Origin of the sequence: Flavobacterium proteolyticum (genome assembly GCF_015223105.1) — a bacterium.
Taxonomy (GTDB): Bacteria; Bacteroidota; Bacteroidia; order Flavobacteriales; family Flavobacteriaceae; genus Flavobacterium; species Flavobacterium proteolyticum.
The window spans coordinates 742895-762961 of the sequence record NZ_JADFTZ010000001.1 but is presented as its reverse complement, the minus strand read 5'-3'; the positions used below and the strand labels follow the sequence as shown (position 1 = coordinate 762961).

Below are 20067 nucleotides of genomic sequence, written 5' to 3'. Positions count from 1 at the left end.
AATTACTGATTTTTAGCAGTTCCACTACCAAACAATTTATTTTTAGTTTGTACTAAAAAATTGTAGTTTTTTGCTAATTGTTTTTTAAAGAAAGAAGCATCTTCTTTTGGAAACCAATCGGTGGTACGAGGAGTTTCTAAATGTCTATTATGAATTTGATATGCATATGTAGCAATAGATGTTCTATAATTTCCTTCAGGGAAATTGGTCATATCATATCCATGAAGTGTATATGGAGCACATTGTTGAATGATTAATCTGTTAAAAGGCACATTTAATTCTGCTTCTTCATCTGTTCTTAAATCTCTAATTTTAAGACCTCCTTTGTATTCAGGTTTCCAATTCTTGTTTAAATAAAGCAATAAGTTTAACTCTCGGTACCAATTTTTATTGATAGGATGATAGTTAAAATCAAGATGCATATCTAAAAAACTATTCTTTTTACCTTGATGTAAACCACCTCCATGATTCTTTGGATCAACAAACACTTTTTTAGCTGTAATAAATGATAAAATTTTATTAAAACGCTCTGAAGACAAGTCATTATAAAGTTCTTCTAACTCAGGAGATAAAACTTTGTAATTTGATTTTTCGAATTTGTTATTAGCAAAAGCATAATCTCTACTCTTGTTTTCTAATTCTGGAATTGAAGCATAAGCTCTATTTAATTTTTCTTCATCGCAAAATCCGTCAATTATTAAATGCGGAAATGGTTGAGCGGTTAAATATTTTGTTCTAAGTGCCTCTTGATTGCTTTCTAAAAACTCGAAATTTATCATAATAATATTCTTGTATTGTAGCAAAAATAGAAAATAAAATTAGATAAATTAGATGACATTTGTCATAAACCTCAAAAAAATGGTCTAAAATGAGTAATAAACAAATGAGAACCCCTATTTTTGCTTTTGTTAAAAAAATCTAAATGAAAATTGGAGTTTTAGGAACGCGAGGAATCCCTAATCATTATGGGGGTTTTGAGCAGTTTGCAGAATTTTTCGCCACTTATGCCGCAAGTCAAGGACATGAGGTATATGTTTATAATTCCCATAGTCATCCTTATCAAGAAAAGCAATTCAGAGGTGTACATATTGTGCATTGCTATGATCCTGAAAATAAAATAGGAACTGTTGGTCAGTTTATTTATGACTTAAATTGCATTAGAGACGCCAGAAAAAGAGATTTTGATATTATTCTTCAATTAGGCTATACAAGTAGCTCTGTTTGGTTTTCATTACATCCCAAAAACGCCATTGTGATTACCAATATGGATGGCTTAGAATGGAAACGCACTAAATATTCAAAAAAAGTACAAAAAGCACTTCAAATAGCAGAACGTTTAGCGGTAAAAAAGAGCGATTATTTAATTGCAGACTCTATTGGAATTCAAAAATATATCAAAGAAAAGTATCAAAAAGAAAGCACTTACATTGCCTATGGCGCACATAATTTCAATGATCCTAATCCAGAAATTTTAAAAGAATATCAAGTCGAAAAAGAAAATTTCAACATGATTATGGCCCGTTTTGAGCCTGAAAATAATTTAGATATGGTGCTTGAAGGAGTTGCCATGGCGGAAGATAAAACACCAATTTTAGTAATTGGAAATCACAACACTAAATATGGAACTTATTTAAAAAATAAGTTCGAAGCTTTTTCTCATATCCGATTTTTAGGAGCGGTTTATAATTTAGACCACTTAAATAATTTACGATATTATTCCAACCTTTACTTTCATGGACATACTGTTGGAGGAACCAATCCTTCTTTGTTAGAAGCCATGGCATCAAAGGCTCTAATTGCAGCTCACAATAACGATTTCAACAAAGGCGTATTAAAAGAAAATGCCTTTTATTTTACATCTGCCGAAGAGGTTAAAAAAATCTTAAATGAAATCAAAAAAAGTAATAACTTGCAGTTTGTAGAGAATAACTATGATGCAATAGCTTCAGCTTTTAATTGGGAGAAAATAAATGAACAATATTTACAGCTTTTTAAGCAATGTTTGGAAGGAACTTTTAGAAGAAAATAAACAAAACAAAGCGTTTATTCCTTTTTTATTATTGTTAATTACTCTGCCAATTTCAATGGCAGTTAATAATATTTTATTAGGAGTCTTTTTTTTATCGTCGCTTCTATACATAAGAAAAAACAAGTTCGTTTTGTCGGTTACTTTTTTGATTCCAATTCTCTTGTTTGTTTGGATGTGTGTTTCTTATTTTTGGTCTATCGACTTAAAACGAACTCTTAGTGCAATACCAAAAGAAATTGCTTTATTATTACTTCCTATTGCCTTTATGTTAATTCCTACTTTTACGAAAGAGCAAAAAGATAGGATTTTAAAATATTACAGTTACACAATGTTGATTTACGTTGTGTTTTTTTTAATTCGAGCTTTAATTCGGTTTTTAATAACTAAGGATACTAGCGTTTTCTTTTACCACGGACCAGATAATGAAACGGATACAGGATTAGTACCTAGATTATTAAATGCTATTCACGTTTCGGTATATGTTTCAATTGCATTCTTTTATTTTTTTATTAAAGAACACAAAACAAAGTGGGAACAAGCTGCAAGTATCTTATTGTTTGTTTTTGTAATTCTTTTATCTTCTAAAAATATCATTTTAGTTTTAGTTTTATTAATTCTAATTCAGGTTTTTTTCTATTCAAAAATTGCTAATCGTCTTAGATTGCGAAATCTTACCATTATATTAATTTTGTTAGGATTTATAGTTTCCTTCAGTAAAATTAAAGAACGCTTTTTGGTGGAATTTAGAACTAATTCTGACAAAAGTATTTCACACAATGTAGCATTAAATAAAAGCGAAGGAATCAACAACATTAGTATTGCTGATGCTTGGACCAAAGAACAATTTCATCCATCTGATTATTTTCCTGGAACTGCTTTTCGAGTTTATCAATTTAGAATGTTTACAGAATTTTTAGAGGAAGATGTTATTTTTTGGAAAGGATTTGGCCTTAATGCTTCCTTAAATAAATTATTAGAAAAGGAAAAACAATATAATTTGTATCCAGGTTATGGGACTTTTAATTTTCACAATCAATACGTACAAAATTTTGCCGAGTTAGGTGTAGTTGGATTCTTACTATTACTGATTATTTTGTACATAAACACAAAAAAAGCCTTTGGTACTAAAGATTTTATGCATATTGCTTTTGCAGTTTTAATGATAAGCTTATTTTTGACAGAATCTTTCTTGTGGAGACAAAGAGGTGTTTTGTTTTTTATGGTTTTATATTGCTTATTTAACGCAGAAAGCACTTCGAAATTAGAAAAAAAGTAAAAATGAAAAGAATATTAATAACAGGCGCCGCAGGTTTTTTAGGCTCCCATTTGTGTGATCGTTTTATAGCGGAAGGATATTTTGTGATTGGAATGGATAACCTTATAACTGGAGATTTAAAAAATATTGAACATCTTTTTAAACTTCAAAACTTTGAATTTTACCATCATGATATTACCAAATTTGTTCATGTACCTGGTAAATTAGATTATATTTTACACTTTGCTTCTCCAGCTAGTCCAATTGATTATTTAAAAATTCCTATTCAAACCTTGAAAGTTGGTTCATTAGGGACGCATAATTTATTAGGTTTAGCTCGTGTAAAAAAGGCAAGAATTCTTATCGCATCAACTTCTGAAGTTTACGGCGATCCATTGATTCATCCACAAACAGAAGAATACTACGGAAATGTAAATACTATTGGACCAAGAGGAGTTTATGACGAAGCCAAACGTTTTCAAGAATCGATAACTATGGCTTATCATACTTTTCATGGTGTAGAAACTAGAATCGTTAGAATTTTTAATACATATGGTCCTAGAATGCGATTAAATGATGGCCGTGTAATTCCTGCATTTATTGGACAAGCATTGCGTGGTGAAGATTTAACTATTTTTGGTGATGGAAGTCAAACGCGTTCGTTTTGTTATGTGGATGACCAAGTAGAAGGTATTTTTAGATTGTTGCATTCTGATTATCATTTGCCTGTAAATATTGGTAATCCAGATGAAATTACAATTAAAGATTTTGCTGAAGAAATTATCAAGCTTACAGGTACAAATCAAAAAGTAGTCTATCATCCGTTACCTGTAAATGACCCAATGCAAAGACAACCCGATACCACTAAGGCAAAAGAAATTTTAGGGTGGGAAGCTAAAGTTTCAAGATCCGAAGGTATGAAAATTACGTATGATTATTTTAAGACCTTGTCAACAGAAGAATTATTAAAGGAAGAACACAAAGATTTTACAAAATTCATTCACTAATTGAAAAATAAAACCGGAAGATACTCAGTCTATATTAGGCCCATAATAATATTTTTAGATTTAGTTATTGTAAATCTATTAGTGTTATTGTGTATGCGCTCGGCTATGAGTAATTTTGGTTATCACTCAATTCTAACCGTTTTTTGGTTAATAATATCTTATTATTCCGGATATTATGAAGTTTATCGTTTTACTAAAGGAATTGAGATTTTTGGGAAATTATTAAAGCAGTTTTTCTTTATAAGCTTAATTACTTTTGCTTATGTTGGATACAAATATAAATATGTAACAACAGAAGAAGTTGGAAGATATATCCTTTGGTCGTTTCTTTTAGTTGGGTTATTGAAATTTTCAATTTTTATTTTACTCAAAAAGTATCGCCTTTTATATGGTGGAAATCATAGGAACGTAATCATTGTTGGACATGGAAAGAGTGTTGATGAACTAAAGGATTTTTTTACCAATAATCCAGATTACGGATACAATCTTGTCCATATTTTTGATTTAAAAGGAAATAAGAAAACCGAACTTTTAGAGAGTAATGACTATGTAATTGCTCATAAAATAGATGAAATATACGCCTCTATTAATACTCTTACAAATAGGGAAATTGATAATTTAATTCATTTTGCAGATAATAATTTAAAAACGATTAAATTTTTACCAGATAGTAAAAATACTTTTTTAAGAAATTTAGCGGTTGAATATTACGATTATATCCCTATTATCTCGTTAAGAACAATACCATTAGACAAAGAAGTAAATAAACGATTAAAAAGAGTATTTGATGTTGTTTTTTCTTTGTTAATTATTATTGGAATACTATCATGGTTGACACCTTTGATAGCCTTGTTGATTTTATTTGAATCAAAAGGACCAATATTTTTTAAACAAAAACGAAACGGATTAAACTACGAAGAATTTTATTGTTATAAATTTCGTTCGATGCATTTGAACCCTATCGCAGATGTTGAACAAGTTCAAAAAAACGACCCAAGAATTACTAAAATTGGAAAATTCATCAGAAAAACAAGTATTGATGAATTACCACAATTTTTTAATGTATTATTAGGAGACATGTCGGTTGTTGGACCAAGACCTCACATGGTAAGCCATACTGAAATGTATGCCAAAACGGTTGATAAATTTATGGTAAGACACTTTATTAAACCGGGAATTACAGGTTTAGCCCAAACTAATGGATTTAGAGGAGAGGTAGAAACAGAAAAAGACATCATTAACAGAGTAAAATATGATATTTTCTATCTGGAAAATTGGTCTATTTTGTTAGATATTAAAATTATTTTTGCAACAGTAGTAAACGCCATTAAAGGAGAGAAAAAAGCTTACTAATGAATGATGCTTTAGTTTCTATAATTACACCTTCCTATAATTCTGCAAAATTTATTGCTGAAACCATTCAATCAGTGCAAAATCAAACCTATCCAAATTGGGAAATGATTATCGTAGATGATGGTTCTTCGGATGATACAGAAAATGTCGTTTTATCGATACTCCAAAATGATAATCGCATCCAATTTCATAAGTTAAGCCAAAATTCTGGTCCAGCAGTAGCTAGAAATACAGGAATTGAAAAAGCTTCTGGTGATTATATGACTTTTATTGATGCAGATGATATTTGGTTCCCAACCTTCATCGAAAACAATATCAAAACGATTCAAGAAACTGGAATTCCATTTGTGTTTTCATCTTACAGAAGGGCCAATGAACAATTAGAATTTGTGTATTCTGATTTTATTGTACCACATAAAGTTTCGTATACCGATATTTTAAAGTCCAATTCAATAAGTTGTTTGACAGCATTTTTGGATATTAAAAAATTAGGTAAAAAGTACATGCCACTTATCCGAAAACGTCAAGATATGGGATTGTGGTTAAACTATTTAAAAGTAATTCCATTCGCTCACGGAATCCAAGAAACGCAAGCGATTTACCGAATCAGAGAAAATTCACTTTCAAGAAAAAAATCAGATTTAATTAAATACCAATGGCAATTTTACAGAGAAGTTGAAAAGCTGAATATTTTTCAATCGGCTTATTATATGTTGCATTGGATGTATCGCGGTTTTATGAAGTATAGAAATTAGATTTTAACGCAAAGTTTTAAAGTCTTTCGCAAAGTTCACAAAATTTAATAAAGTTAATTGAAGTAGCTTCGCTTTGAAAGATTTAATGTTAAGAGTAATTTGTGTAATTTGTGTAATTTGTGAAATTCGTGTTTAAAAATTATATCACCGACTGAAATTGCTTCAATTTTCCTCTTTTTGTGCGTTCCAAAACATCTTTTCGATTGTAAGTAAAATGCAATCCCGGCTCTAAATATTTCGCAATTGCTTTTTCAATTTCTTGAATCTGATATGAAGTCAATTCTACTGAACTCACATAATCAATTTCAAAACTATCCAATTTTGTTTGGCGAACGATGAACTCTTTTACGTTTCCATCGTCTTCGATGATGCTTTTGGTTACGTAGTAAAACGTTAATCCAGGCGATTTTTTCCCGCTTGGTAAAAGTGCTACATCGCTGGTTCTTCCAATTAATTTTTTAAGGATTGGTTTTTTCAATGTGCTTTTTTCATCCAAAATTCCCACATCACCAATTTCATAACGAATAAACGGATGCGCTTTGTTGTATAACGAAGTAATCACCACTTTCCCTTCTTTTCCATACGGAACGGGTTGATTATTTTCATCTAAAATTTCTACAAATAAAGTTTCCGAATTTACTTGCCATTCGTCTTTCGGATTTTGAAAAGCAATTAAATCTAATTCTGAAGCGCCATATTCATTCACAACAGGAATTCCCAAGTGTTTTTCTAGCAAAATTTTATCTTCTTCAAACAACATTTCCGATGTCACCATGCAAACTTTCAAAGTTGTACAAACATCGGTTAAAATGATATTTCGCGCTTGTAAATATTTTCCAAAAAGCACAATCGAACTCGTGTAACCATTGATATAATCAAACTTTTTAGTTTTAAAATGTTTCAAAACACCCTCTAAAACTTTATCAGATAAATCAAAAATTGGGAAACGATATCTTTTGCTTAAAAAGTCTTTCAAACGTTCTTTTCGATATCCAATAAAATCCAACGGAATCCCATAAAATCTTGCTTGATATGACGAATTAAAATCAACACCATACCAACCAAAACGATAAATAATCGAAGCCCAAGTAATCGCATGAGCCTCTTTGTCTTTCGCGAAAACAAATGGATCACCACTCGAACCCGAAGTTTTATTCACAAAAACAGTTTTCTCAGAATAGCCTTTGGAAAGTCGGTCTTTTAATGGTTTTTGCAAATCTTTTTTGGTTAGAACGGGTAAATCTGTCCAACTTTCAAAGCTTTCTTTTCCAACTAAATTTTGATAAAAAGTGTTATTTTTCAAATGAAATTCCACAATTTCTCGCTTTTTAGTTTCGAGATAATCGGGATAATCTGCTTCCGAAATTTGTAGAATTTTCTCAAAATCAGCCTGAGCTTTCACAATCGGAAAACCGCTTAATTTTAAAGAAAGATGAAACAAGTTGAACATTAGGCTACTTTTTTATCATCAAAAGGAATGATGTTTTTGAATTCGATTTCTTTTTGGGTTTTTTCAAATTCAATATCATAATCGTCTTGTAATCCCAACCAAAATTTGGCTGAATTTCCAAAATAATTACTCAGTCTAATTGCAGTATCAGCCGTAATTCTTCTTTTTTCTTTGATAATTTCCGATATTCTAGTTTGAGGCACATCAATATCTTTAGCTAATTTATAAGCTGTTATTTCTAATGGAATCATGAATTCTTCCAATAAAATTTCACCTGGATGTATGTTTTTTAATCTACTCATAATTAGTGATAATCTAGAATTTCAACTTCAAATGCATTGTTATTTTCCCACTTAAAAATAATGCGCCATTGATTATTAATCCGGATGCTGTAAAAATCTTTTAAGTTTCCTTTTAATTTTTCCAATCGGTTCGATGGTGGAATTTTTAAGTCATTGATATCAATTGAATTGTGTAACATTCTCAATTTTCGTCTTCCAATTTCTTGAATTTCGACGGAAGGCTTTTTTACGGCTATACCATTCCAAATTTTCTCGGTGTTTTTATCTCCAAAAGAAATTATCATACTTTTTGCGTTACTAACGCCAAAGGTAGGAAAAAAAATTATTATTTGTCTTTAAAACGAAGTATTTTTGCCAAACAACATAACAACACACAAAATGACTATTTTACTACTTGGTTCTGGCGGTCGTGAGCACGCACTGGCTTGGAAAATGCTTCAATCTTCAAAATGCACTTCTCTTTTTGTTGCACCTGGAAATGCAGGAACATCAACCATTGCAAAAAATGTAGCTTTAAATCCGAATGATTTTGATGCCGTTAAAGCTTTTGTTTTACAAGAAAAAGTGGAAATGGTTGTCGTAGGTCCAGAAGATCCATTGGTGTTAGGAATTTATGATTTCTTTAAAAATGATGCTGAAATCAATCATATTCCTGTAATTGGTCCATCAAAAGTGGGAGCGCAATTAGAAGGAAGTAAAGAATTTGCCAAAGAATTTTTAGTAAAACACAATATTCCAACCGCTCGTTACGAAAGTTTTACCAAAGAAACCGTAGAGCAAGGTTGTCAATTTTTAGAAACTTTAGAAGCACCATACGTTTTAAAAGCAGATGGATTAGCAGCTGGAAAAGGCGTTTTAATCTTATCGGATTTAGAAGAAGCGAAAGCCGAATTAAGAAATATGTTAGTTGGAGCTAAATTTGGCCAAGCAAGTTCAAAAGTAGTTATCGAAGAATTTTTAGACGGAATTGAATTAAGTTGTTTCGTTTTAACCGATGGAAAATCATATAAAGTATTACCAACAGCAAAAGATTACAAACGAATTGGGGAAGGTGATACAGGATTAAACACAGGTGGAATGGGAGCAGTTTCTCCAGTTCCGTTTGCGGATGCTGTTTTATTAGAAAAAATCGAAACTCGAATTGTAAAACCAACCATTGCAGGTTTACAAAAAGACGGAATCGAATACAAAGGATTTGTTTTCATCGGATTAATCAACGTGAAGGGAGAACCAATGGTTATCGAATACAACGTTCGAATGGGTGATCCAGAAACAGAAGTGGTTATGCCAAGATTAAAAAGTGATTTAGTTGAAATTTTTGAAGCCATCGCAAACCAAGAATTAGATAAAATTACTTTGGAAATTGATAAAAGAGCCGCTACAACTATTATGGTGGTTTCTGGTGGTTATCCAGAAGATTATGAAAAAGGAAAAGAGATTTTCGGATTGGAAAACATCACCGATTCTATTCCATTTCATGCAGGAACAAAATTAGAAAACGGAAAAGTAGTGACTAACGGAGGTCGCGTTATTGCAGTAACTTCGTACGGAAATGACTTTCAAGAAGCCATAAAAAAATCTTATCAAAGTATAGCAAAACTACAATTTGATAAGATGTATTTTAGAACCGATATTGGTAAGGATTTGTAATCCTTGCTAATATCTTAAGATTATTTTAAAAATGAGTGTGCAGTAGTATCTTGCTCATCTTCATTGTTTGATTTGAAGATGTTCAATTGCTTAATCCAATAAGTCATAGCTGCACAGCAGATAATAATAAAAATCCAGTTTAAGATATTTGCAGTCCACCAATTAGTTAATTCTAGTTTTCTCAACCAATCCATTGGTAAGAATAAAAAATCTACGAAAAGTGATTGTATTCCTTCAAAAAATGATTTCATTTTGATAAAGTATTATATTTACACCACAAAAATATAAAATATTCTAATGTTAGCAAGCATTTTTAGTAAAACAAGACCATTTAATTATTTAGTAGTAGGTATTTTATCGCTATTTTTCTTTTCTGTGAAGATAATAGCGCTGGCACAACCTAATGCTAATTGGATTTACTATGCTGAAGAGTTTGGTTTATACTTACTTCTTTTTGCTTCATTATTCATTTTAAATTTCATCACGCTTAAGAACGGATTAACCAAAGGAAACAATTACTCCTTATTGTTGTTTTTTATTTTTCTTCTGTTTTTTTCGTCCATTTTCCAGAATAAAAATATCATTATTTCCAATTTCTTATTGCTTTTGGCATTGAGAAGATTAATTTCTCTGAAATCATTATTACAAACCAAAGAGAAAATTTTTGATGCTTCATTTTGGATTTTCCTGGCAGCATTATTTCACTTTTGGAGTATTTTTTACATTATTTTGGTATTTATAGCTGTCATTCTTCATGTTTCTAAAGATTATCGAAATTGGATAATTCCTTTCATAGCTTTATTTGCTGTAACTATTTTGTTTTTTCTTGCCAATAGTTTGTTAGATAATAGTCTAATGAGTTCATTGTTAAGTAAAACCTATATCAGTTTCGATTTTTATTATTTCGAAAATATTTACCAACGAATTGCTTTAGCGGTTTTTACATCACTAAGTTTATTTGCGTTTGTTTTGCATGTTTTTGATGTGCCAAACAAAGCCTTGAACATGCAATCGTCACACAAAACGATTTTGTTTTCTTTTATCTTAGGTGTTGGAATTTACGTGCTTTCGGCAAATAAAAACAATGGAAGTTTAGCATTCTGTTTTGGACCATTAGCAATTATCGGAGCTAATTTTATCGAGAAAATTGAAAACAATTGGGTAAAAGAAATTGTAGTTTATTCCTTGTTAGCTTTGGGAATTTTCTTCTTTGTAATGCAATTATAATTTAATTCCGTAAGCCAAATCACCAGCATCGCCTAAACCAGGAACGATGTAATTATGCTTGTCTAGCTTTTCATCTAAGGCGGCTACCCATAAGTGACAATTTTCAGGAACGTTTTTCTCTAAGTATTCGATTCCTTCTGGAGTCGCGATAACAACCGCAATGTGAATTTCTTTTGGTTTTTGTTCCAAATGTAATTTGTGTAGAACAGCGACTAACGATTGTCCAGTAGCTAACATTGGATCAATTAAAATCAGATTTTTCCCTTCAAATGATGGAGCTGCTTGATATTCTACCAAAATTTCAAATTTATCATCGTTGTCATAATGATGACGGTATGCCGAAACAAATCCGTTTTCTGCGTTATCAAAAAAGCTCATAAAACCTTGATGTAAGGCCAAACCAGCACGAAGAATCGAACATAAAACTACAGGTTCTGCAATAGTTGTAGTGTGTTTAATTCCTAATGGTGTTTGCACATCGATATTTTTATAATCAAGTGTTTTGCTTAATTCGTAGGCCATTATTTCTCCAATACGCTCAATGTTTTTTCTAAAACGCATGCTATCATTTTGGATGTTCACATCGCGAATTTGCGCCAAAAAATGATTAAGAATACTGTTTTGTTCGGAGATATAATGAATGTGCATCGATTTTATTTTTTGTAATTCAGGATAAAAGTACAAAAAATCGCTATTTTTGTATCAATTTAAAAGAGATAATTATGTTTGCTGAATTTGCATTTCCCATTTTTGAACAAAGTATCAAAACATATCACATTATTGACGATGTGTATCAACCTGTTGTAAATCCTTATGAAAAAGGAACTATTGAATATTTGTTATTTGCAAAAAACTGGGTAGACACCGTGCAATGGCATTATGAAGATATCGTTCGTGATCCAAATATTGACCCGGTTGCAGCTTTAGATTTAAAACGTAAAATTGATGCTTCCAACCAAGTTCGTACGGATATGGTGGAATACATCGATAGTTATTTCTTAGATAAATACAAAGACGTTCAAGTAAAACCAAATGCAAAAATCAATACGGAAAGTCCAGCTTGGGCAATTGACCGTTTATCGATTTTGGCTTTGAAAATTTACCACATGAACGAAGAAGCAACGCGTGCAGAAGCAACGGCTGAACACAGAGCAAAATGTCAAGAAAAATTGAATGTATTGTTAGATCAAAAGAACGATATGTTTACTTCAATCAGTCAATTAATTGAAGATATTGAAGCGGGTGACAAATACATGAAAGTGTACAAACAAATGAAAATGTACAACGACGAGGAGTTAAATCCGGTGTTGTATCAAAATAAAAAATAGTCATCATTTGATGTCTAAACCAAAACACATATTGGTAATAAGGCTCTCAGCCATGGGTGATGTCGCAATGACGGTTCCTGTGTTGAGAGCCTTAGTTTTGCAATATCCCGAAGTAAAAATTACGGTAGTTTCCAGACCTTTTTTTCAACCTTTTTTTGACGGAATTCCCAATGTAGATTTCTTTGGTGTGGATTTGAAAGAACGTCATAAAGGTTTCATCGGATTACTTCGATTATTTTCTGATTTACGAAAATTAAATATTGATGTAGTTGCCGATTTACACAATGTACTTCGTTCTAAAGTTGTTCGAACCTTATTCGCTTTAAGCGGAAAAAAAGTCGCTGCAACTGATAAAGGTAGAGCCGAAAAGAAAGCCTTAACCAGTTTAACCAACAAAGTCTTTGCTCCAGTTAAACCAATGGTTGAAAGACATGTGGAAACGTTCAAGCAACTTGGATTTTCAATTGATTTGTCGAATCCTCAATTTCCTGAAAAAGCGACTTTATCGAAAGTGATTCTTTCAATAACAGGGAATAAAAATCAAAATTGGATTGGAATTGCGCCGTTTGCTCAATACGAAAGTAAAGTCTATCCAATCGATTTGATGCAAGAAGTAATTGATGGTTTAGCAGAAAATAAAAATCATAAAATCTTCTTATTTGGTGGAGGCGAAAAAGAAATTCAATTGTTGAATCAATTACAAAACCAACACGAAAATGTAATCGTTTTGGCTGGAAAACTAAAATTCAAACAAGAATTAGAAGTAATTTCCAATTTAGATATCATGCTTTCCATGGATTCTGGAAATGCACATATTGCTGCGATGTTGGGTGTAAAAGTAATTACACTTTGGGGAGCAACGCATCCTTACGCAGGTTTTAAACCTTTCAATCAGCCGGACGATTTTTGTTTGACTTCAGACAGAGTACAATATCCGTTATTGCCAACTTCCATTTATGGAAATAAAAAAGTGGAAGGTTATGCAGATGTGATGCGAACGATTTTGCCTTCTCAAGTTATTAAAAAAATAAATTCCAATCTTACCTAGATAAAATTGGAATTTGTATTTTTAATTGGAATCTTAAAGATTAAACATCATCAAAATCAATCTTAATCGTAGGTGTTGTTGGATGTGCTTGACATGCCAAAGTTAATCCTTCCGCGATTTCTGCATCTGTTAAAATTTGATTCTTTTTCAAGACTGCTTCACCTTCTGTAATTCTACAAATACAACTGCTGCAAATCCCACCTTGACAAGAATATGGAACATCTAAACCTTGCTTCAAAGCCGCTTCTAATAACGTTTGTTTTTGACTCATTTCGAAAGTTGTTTCTTCATCATCAACTAAAATAGAAATTTTAGTGTGCCCATCAGCGCTTGCGACGGTTTCTCCTTCGCTTGATGAGGTAGAGAACAATTCGAATTTAATATCTGAATCGGAAATATTATTTTCTTTCAATGTATCCGAAACCAAATTAATCATCTCTTCAGGTCCACATAAATAGAATTTTGAAAACTCCATTTCGGCATGTTTGTTTTTCAAGATGAAATTTACGGTTGATTTATCAATTCGACCAAACAAAGCATTATCAGCAGTTGATTGACTGTACACATATTGCACAAATAAACGCCCCACATATTGCAATTGCAAATCGTGTAATTGGTTGTGGAAAATGGTATCTTTTTCCGATTTATTTCCGTAAACCAAAACAAAAGTACTGTTTGGTTCTTCTTCTAAAACCGATTTTAAAATCGAGTAAACAGGCGTGATTCCGCTACCCGCCACGAAAGCTGCATAGTTTTTCTGACGTTCTGCTTTAGGTTCGAAAGTGAATTTTCCTTCTGGAGTTCCTACTTCGATTACATTTCCAACCGCTAATTTTTCATTGGCAAACTTGGAGAAGAAACCATTTTGGATAGCTTTAACAGCAATTCGTAATTCGCCACTTTTTGGAGAAGAACATATCGAGTAGGCTCTTCTAATCTCTTGTCCGTCAAGCGTGATTTTTAAGTTTACGTATTGTCCAGCAACGAATTGGTAATACGATTTTAATTCGTCGGGAACATTAAAAAGAATCGAAACCGCATCGGCTGTTTCTTTGATGATTTCTTTAATGCTTAATTTATAAAATGATGACATGTGATTTATTTTTTACAAAAATAAAAAAAAGAACCCGAAGGTTCTTAATTTATTCCATAAACAACGCTTTTAATTCCGTTGCTTCGCTTGGTTTCATTTTTCCAGCTAAGACTAAGCTTAGTTGTTTTCTTCTTAATGCTGCGGCAAATCGTTCTTTTTCTAAATCAGTTTCTGGAACAATTGGTGGAACTGGAATTGGTCTTCCGGTTTCATCAACGGCTACAAAAGTATAGATAGCTTCGTTCGCTTTATTTTTAATTCCTGATTCTCTGTCTTCAATCCAAACATCAATAAAGATTTCCATAGAAGTATTGAATGTTCTGGAAACCTTAGATTCTACAGTTACCACACTTCCTAACGGAATAGCTCTGTTAAACGCTACGTGGTTCACCGATGCTGTTACACAAATTCTGCGTGAGTGTCTTCTAGCAGTAATACTCGCTGCTCTGTCCATACGAGCAAGCAATTCACCACCAAATAAATTGTTCAATGGATTCGTTTCACCTGGTAAAACTAAGTCGGTTAAAGTAGTTACCGATTCTGAAGGAAATTTTGGTTGCATTGTTTTTTTTGCAAAGATAAAGAGGAATTTGATAATTAAATGCAAAAAAAAATCCCAAAATTGGGATTTCAATAATTATTACGCAAAGTGTTAAAAATTTATTCTATTAACAACCAAGCTTCCGCATTGTGCGATTTTTGAATATTTTTTCTTTCCGTTTGAGCCTCGTTTAAGTTTTTGAAACTTCCGTAAACTACTGGATACAAGTTGTGTTTATTCATCGGAAGCAATTTAGCATTTTCAAAACCAGCGGCTTTTAGTTCAGTAATTGCTTTGTTAGCATTTTCTTCACTTCTGTAAGCACCAGCTACTAAATGATAAGGCGTTTTTTCTTCAACTGGAGCAGCAACACTTAATTCAACGGCTTCAACCGGAGCACTAATTACAAAAGTAGCTTCTTGAATTTGTTGTTGTACTTTCTCTTGAACGTTTTTTTGAACAGCTAAAGTTTTAGTCTCAATTTGTTGGTCGTAATACGTTTTATATCCAATACCACCAGCGCCCAACATCGTTACAAAAACAGCTGCATATTTCAAATACGAGTAATCTTTCTTTCTTTCAGGAGTAAAAATAATTGGTGCTTTTTCTTCCAAAGCTTCTACTTCTTGTTTTAAAACTTCTCTAGTAATTTCTGGAGAAACAAAAGGTGTTAATCCAAAAGAATCCGTTAAGTAATTAACAGTATTAGCTGGTTCAAAAACCCAATTCATTTCATTGTTAACCGAAATTTCGCCAATGTTTTTCAACACTACACGATTACGGTTTTGCAACAAATACGTCCATTCGTTTACCACATCACCAATTTTGATTACCGCTAATTCGTAGGACATTTTTTCTTGTAATGCCACATGATTCGCTAATAAACCATCATTATTTTTTACATTCGCATTAAACGAAACCATTTTTTTAGGTGGAAAAAACGAACTTGCGCTTCCAGTAACGTGAGCGGACACAGTTTCGGTTAAAAACGCACCAAAGCCAGGAACAGTAACGCACTGATAACGATATAATAAGTCGGATATGTGTTTTTCTATAAGCATAACAACAAAGTTAGATAATCAATAGCAATATCAAAATTTTATCAACAAAAATTATTAACAATTGTGGTTTTTACTGTAAATAATTGGAAGCGAATGGCTTGGGCTTTCTTGGTTTCCCTGTTCCTGCTGTCCGCTCTACATGGTGCCGCTCCCATTAGGGCTAGTTAGCTTTCCATTTTCTTTTTTGGATTATTGCTAAAAAGAACTATTTTTGTTCTTCAATTATACGCCAAATAAATTTTATACACGCCATGACACAGTCAGAATTATACCACACGCTTGCGCTCATGCAAGTGGAAGGAGTAGGAGATGTAATCGCAAAAAAACTCCTCCAACATTGCGGAAACGCTACAGAAGTCTTCGCTTCAAAAAAATCCCAACTTCAAAAAATTGACGGCATTGGTTCGATTATAATTAAAAATTTGCAAGATAAATCCGTATTTGCAAAAGCGGAAGCTGAACTCCAATTCATTGCACAAGAAAATATTTCTACCACTTATTTTCAAGATAACAACTATCCTGAACGATTAAAAAATTGCTACGACAGCCCTGTACTTTTATTCAAAGCGGGAAATATCGATTTAGAAAATAAAAGAATCATTAGTATCGTCGGCACACGCCAAATCACGACATATGGTATGGAATTTACTAAGAAATTGATTGAAGAAATTTCACCATTAAATCCAATAATTGTTAGCGGTTTTGCTTATGGCGTGGATATTTATGCCCATCAAATGGCAATGGATTGTGGTTTACAAACTATCGGCGTTTTAGCACATGGATTAAATCAAATTTATCCGAAAACCCATAAAAAGTACATGGCAAAAATGGAACAAAACGGCGGCTTTTTGACGGAATTTTGGAGCACCAGCAATCCCGATAAAGAAAATTTCATCAAAAGAAATCGTATTGTTGCTGGCATTAGCGAAGCTACCATCGTAATTGAAAGTGCTGAAAGAGGTGGTTCATTAGTCACCGCTAATTTGGCTAACGATTACAACCGAGATGTTTTCGCAGTTCCAGGAAGAACGAGTGATAAATATAGTCAAGGCTGCAACAATTTGATTAAAACACAACGCGCCAATTTGCTCACTTCGGCAGCAGATTTAGTCTATATTTTAAATTGGGAATTACAACGCGAATCGCAAAAAGCAGTACAAAAACAATTGTTCGTTACCTTAACCGATGAAGAGCAAATCATCTACGATTACCTTCAAAAAACAGGTAAAGAAATGATGGACATCATCGCCTTAGAATGCGATTTTCCAATTTATCGCATTTCCTCGATTTTATTAAATATGGAATTAAAAGGTGTGATTCGTCCTTTGCCTGGAAAAATGTTTGAGGTGGTTTAATTTTAAACTCGTAAATTAGTGTCAAAATTAAAAACCATGTACACGCTTCCAAAAATTGAACGCTTTCAACAAAATGTGGCTTCAAAATATACCATTTATAACAGTGTTTTTATCACGTTGCCTTTTGACGAGATTAATAACACGGGAGTTTTGTTGCCTTTGTTTTCGGAAGTTTGCGAAAATGGGTATAAAAATGAGCAAAGTCCAGCGGAGATTTTTGAAACCTTCGTAACGAAATATTTAGACAATCCTTCCGAAGAAGAAAAAATCAGTTTGTTGTTTCGATTTATTCAATATGTGGAGCGTCAAGTGGTGCTTTTTGATGCGATTGAAGATGCTGCTTTTCCAATAGTGAACAATATGGAAGGCAAAAGTTCGCTTCGTGCTATTAAAGAAACGGCAGAATCGGAAGGAAAAAGCAAAGAACTGAAAGAATTTTTAGAAAATTTCAAAGTTAGAACGGTTTTAACTGCACATCCAACACAGTTTTATCCAGGTTCGGTTTTAGGAATTATTACCGATTTGACGGAAGCTTTGAAAGCTAACAATCATATTGTAATTAAAGATTTGTTGGCGCAATTGGGTAAAACGCCGTTCTTCAAAAAAGAAAAACCAACTCCTTTTGATGAAGCTGTGAGTTTGATTTGGTATTTGGAAAATGTATTTTATCCAACAGCAAGCGAAATGGTGCATTACCTTCAAAAAAATATTTTTAAAGGAAACGAACTCAAGAATGATGTGCTCAATTTAGGTTTTTGGCCCGGTGGCGATCGAGATGGAAATCCGTTTGTAACTACTGAAATTACTTTGAAAGTTGCCGAACGTTTACGAACTTCTATCTTAAAATGTTATTACACCGATATTCGAAAATTAAAACGAAAATTAACTTTTACAGGTGTTGACGTGATTATTGCCGAATTAGAAAACAAGTTATACCGTTCGGTTTTTTATTCGCAAGGAGACATTTTTATTTCTTTGGAGGAATTCAAATCGCAATTACAAAACATTAAAAATATCATTATTGAAAAACACCAATCGCTTTATGTGGACGAAGTAGATTTGTTATTGAATAAAGTCAATTTGTTTGGCTTTCATTTTGCGACTTTAGACATTCGCCAGAACAGCAAAATTCACAAAGCGGTTTTTCAAGACATTGTTCAAAAAGAGAAAAGTTTGTTTCCAGCAGATTATTTTAACTTATCAGAAACAGCAAAAATTGATATTTTATCCAAAGCTTCAGCTCAATTAAAAGCTTCAGATTTTGAGAATGAAATTACGAAAGAAACCATCAGTTCTATTGAAGCCATTCGCACGATTCAACAGAATAATGGCGAATTAGGTTGTAACCGTTACATTATTAGTAACAACGAAAGTGCTTTGAACGTCATGGAAACGTTGGCGATGTTTCATTTGTGCGATTGGAACAATCCAACGGTTGATGTGGTGCCGCTTTTTGAATCGGTGGAAGATTTGCATAAAGCCGATTTAGTGATGGAACAATTGTACACGAATTCGGTTTATGCGAATCATTTGAAAAATCGTGGCAATCAGCAAACCATCATGTTAGGTTTCTCAGACGGAACAAAAGATGGTGGCTATTTAATGGCAAACTGGGCCATATATAAAGCAAAAGAAGCGTTGACCGAAATTTCCAGAAAATACAACATTAAAGTCATTTTCTTCGACGGTCGTGGCGGACCTCCAGCGCGTGGTGGCGGAAAAACGCATCAGTTTTATGCTTCGTTAGGTCCAAAAATTGAAAGTCAGCAATTGCAATTAACGGTGCAAGGACAAACGATTAGTTCTAATTTTGGAACGTTGGATTCGTGTCGCTACAATTTGGAAAATTTAGTGAGTGCGGGTGCGAAAAATCAAGTTTTCAATACCAATCAAAATGAATTAACGCTTTCTGAAAATGCTATTTTAGAACAATTGGCAACAATTAGTTTTAAGAAATATATTGATTTTAAAAATCATCCGCTGTTTGTGCCTTATTTGGAAAAAATGAGCACGTTGAATTATTACGCAAAAACAAATATTGGTAGCCGACCATCCAAAAGAAAATCAGAAGCGAAATTAAATTTAGATGATTTAAGAGCCATTCCGTTTGTGGGTTCTTGGAGTCAATTAAAGCAAAATGTTCCTGGTTTTTTCGGACTTGGAACGGCTTTAAAACATTTTGAAGAACAAAACCGTTGGGACGAAGTAAGTAACTTATATCAAAATTCATTGTTTTTTAGAACCTTATTGGAAAACAGTATGATGGCGTTATGCAAATCGTTTTTTCCGTTAACGGCTTACATGAAAAACGATGCGGAATTTGGTGCTTTTTGGACAATAATTCACGATGAATATTTAGAAACCAAACGCTTGTTATTGAAAATTTCAGGTTTCAAAGAATTAATGGAAAACTATCCCGACGGAAAAGCTTCCATAGAAATGCGTGAAAAAATGGTGGTTCCTTTATTAACGATTCAGCAATATGCCTTGTTAAAAATTAAAGCGTTGAGAGAAAGTCGAACACCAGACGAAAAGTTAATTGCGGTTTATGAAAAAATAGTAACACGTTCGTTGTTTGGAAATATTAATGCGAGCAGAAATTCGGCTTAGTTT

The 20067-nt window shown here is 32.6% G+C and carries 20 protein-coding genes; 11 read left to right on the top strand and 9 right to left on the bottom strand.

From position 1 onward, the window contains the following. Window positions 1–2: 2 nt before the first annotated feature. Window positions 3–779 carry a 2OG-Fe(II) oxygenase gene (locus tag IM755_RS03405; RefSeq protein ID WP_194093628.1) on the bottom strand — a complete coding sequence of 259 codons (777 nt, stop codon included), beginning with the start codon at window positions 777–779 and terminating at the stop codon, window positions 3–5. A 143-nt stretch (window positions 780–922) separates the two neighbouring features. Here IM755_RS03405 and IM755_RS03400 point away from each other — a divergent pair, with 143 nt between their 5' ends. Genes IM755_RS03400 through IM755_RS03380 form a run of 5 tightly spaced genes read left to right on the top strand, consistent with a single transcriptional unit; the run spans window position 923 to window position 6399 of the window. Beyond that, entirely contained in the window at window positions 923–2029 is a 1107-nt protein-coding gene (locus IM755_RS03400) for a DUF1972 domain-containing protein (RefSeq protein ID WP_194093627.1), read from the top strand. Then, window positions 1971–3305, top strand: a complete 1335-nt coding sequence (locus IM755_RS03395; RefSeq protein WP_194093626.1) for an O-antigen ligase family protein — start codon at window positions 1971–1973, stop codon at window positions 3303–3305. The genes IM755_RS03400 and IM755_RS03395 overlap by 59 nt, the downstream gene beginning before the upstream one ends. Window positions 3306–3307: 2 nt before the next feature. Next, window positions 3308–4291 carry a UDP-glucuronic acid decarboxylase family protein gene (locus IM755_RS03390; RefSeq protein ID WP_194093625.1) on the top strand — a complete coding sequence of 328 codons (984 nt, stop codon included), beginning with the start codon at window positions 3308–3310 and terminating at the stop codon, window positions 4289–4291. After that, on the top strand, window positions 4292–5644 hold the full coding sequence (locus IM755_RS03385) for an exopolysaccharide biosynthesis polyprenyl glycosylphosphotransferase (RefSeq protein ID WP_194093624.1): 1353 nt from the start codon (window positions 4292–4294) through the stop codon (window positions 5642–5644). Then, window positions 5644–6399 (top strand): glycosyltransferase family 2 protein, encoded by a 756-nt coding sequence (locus tag IM755_RS03380; RefSeq protein WP_194093623.1) that lies wholly within the window; start codon window positions 5644–5646, stop codon window positions 6397–6399. The genes IM755_RS03385 and IM755_RS03380 overlap by 1 nt, the downstream gene beginning before the upstream one ends. Before the next feature lie 139 nt (window positions 6400–6538). On the opposite strand, the gene IM755_RS03375 is transcribed toward IM755_RS03380, so the two are convergent. The 3 genes from IM755_RS03375 to IM755_RS03365 are packed head-to-tail and all read right to left on the bottom strand — an operon-like array spanning window position 6539 to window position 8435. Beyond that, the gene (locus tag IM755_RS03375; RefSeq protein WP_194093622.1) at window positions 6539–7849 is read right to left on the bottom strand and encodes a phenylacetate--CoA ligase family protein; all 1311 of its coding nucleotides are present in this window, start codon (window positions 7847–7849) and stop codon (window positions 6539–6541) included. Continuing rightward, window positions 7849–8151, bottom strand: coding sequence for a HigA family addiction module antitoxin (locus IM755_RS03370; protein ID WP_194093621.1), 303 nt, complete (start codon window positions 8149–8151; stop codon window positions 7849–7851). The genes IM755_RS03375 and IM755_RS03370 overlap by 1 nt, the downstream gene beginning before the upstream one ends. A 2-nt stretch (window positions 8152–8153) precedes the next feature. Continuing rightward, a complete protein-coding gene (locus IM755_RS03365) occupies window positions 8154–8435 on the bottom strand; it encodes a type II toxin-antitoxin system RelE/ParE family toxin (protein ID WP_194093620.1) in 282 nt (93 codons plus the stop codon). Between the two features lie 94 nt (window positions 8436–8529). On the opposite strand from IM755_RS03365, the gene purD reads away from it, so the two are divergent. Further along, window positions 8530–9801, top strand: coding sequence for a phosphoribosylamine--glycine ligase (purD, locus tag IM755_RS03360; RefSeq protein WP_194093619.1), 1272 nt, complete (start codon window positions 8530–8532; stop codon window positions 9799–9801). Between the two features lie 20 nt (window positions 9802–9821). Here the strand turns inward: purD and IM755_RS03355 are convergent, their stop codons facing one another. Beyond that, complete coding sequence (locus IM755_RS03355) at window positions 9822–10052, bottom strand: DUF6341 family protein (protein WP_194093618.1); 231 nt, start codon at window positions 10050–10052, stop codon at window positions 9822–9824. A gap of 46 nt (window positions 10053–10098) precedes the next feature. On the opposite strand from IM755_RS03355, the gene IM755_RS03350 reads away from it, so the two are divergent. Next, window positions 10099–11028, top strand: a complete 930-nt coding sequence (locus IM755_RS03350; RefSeq protein WP_194093617.1) for a DUF6427 family protein — start codon at window positions 10099–10101, stop codon at window positions 11026–11028. Here IM755_RS03350 and upp read toward each other — a convergent pair. Further along, window positions 11023–11676, bottom strand: coding sequence for a uracil phosphoribosyltransferase (upp, locus tag IM755_RS03345; RefSeq protein ID WP_194093616.1), 654 nt, complete (start codon window positions 11674–11676; stop codon window positions 11023–11025). The genes IM755_RS03350 and upp overlap by 6 nt on opposite strands. Window positions 11677–11750: 74 nt before the next feature. Between upp and IM755_RS03340 the strand changes: the two genes are divergently transcribed. Then, window positions 11751–12356, top strand: a complete 606-nt coding sequence (locus IM755_RS03340) for a DUF4254 domain-containing protein (RefSeq protein WP_194093615.1) — start codon at window positions 11751–11753, stop codon at window positions 12354–12356. A 10-nt stretch (window positions 12357–12366) separates the two neighbouring features. Then, entirely contained in the window at window positions 12367–13404 is a 1038-nt protein-coding gene (locus tag IM755_RS03335; RefSeq protein ID WP_194093614.1) for a glycosyltransferase family 9 protein, read from the top strand. Between the two features lie 40 nt (window positions 13405–13444). Here the strand turns inward: IM755_RS03335 and IM755_RS03330 are convergent, their stop codons facing one another. From IM755_RS03330 to IM755_RS03320, 3 genes are all read right to left on the bottom strand, one after another. Continuing rightward, window positions 13445–14497 carry a ferredoxin--NADP reductase gene (locus tag IM755_RS03330; protein WP_194093613.1) on the bottom strand — a complete coding sequence of 351 codons (1053 nt, stop codon included), beginning with the start codon at window positions 14495–14497 and terminating at the stop codon, window positions 13445–13447. A 49-nt stretch (window positions 14498–14546) separates the two neighbouring features. Continuing rightward, window positions 14547–15059, bottom strand: coding sequence for an acyl-CoA thioesterase (locus tag IM755_RS03325; RefSeq protein WP_153201050.1), 513 nt, complete (start codon window positions 15057–15059; stop codon window positions 14547–14549). 98 nt (window positions 15060–15157) lie between these two features. Continuing rightward, a complete protein-coding gene (locus tag IM755_RS03320; RefSeq protein WP_194093612.1) occupies window positions 15158–16099 on the bottom strand; it encodes an HU domain-containing protein in 942 nt (313 codons plus the stop codon). Between the two features lie 251 nt (window positions 16100–16350). Here IM755_RS03320 and dprA point away from each other — a divergent pair, with 251 nt between their 5' ends. Both dprA and IM755_RS03310 read left to right on the top strand, forming a co-directional pair. Next, window positions 16351–17454 carry a DNA-processing protein DprA gene (gene dprA, locus IM755_RS03315; protein WP_194093611.1) on the top strand — a complete coding sequence of 368 codons (1104 nt, stop codon included), beginning with the start codon at window positions 16351–16353 and terminating at the stop codon, window positions 17452–17454. 36 nt (window positions 17455–17490) lie between these two features. Next, entirely contained in the window at window positions 17491–20064 is a 2574-nt protein-coding gene (locus tag IM755_RS03310; protein WP_194093610.1) for a phosphoenolpyruvate carboxylase, read from the top strand. Window positions 20065–20067 lie beyond the last annotated feature (3 nt).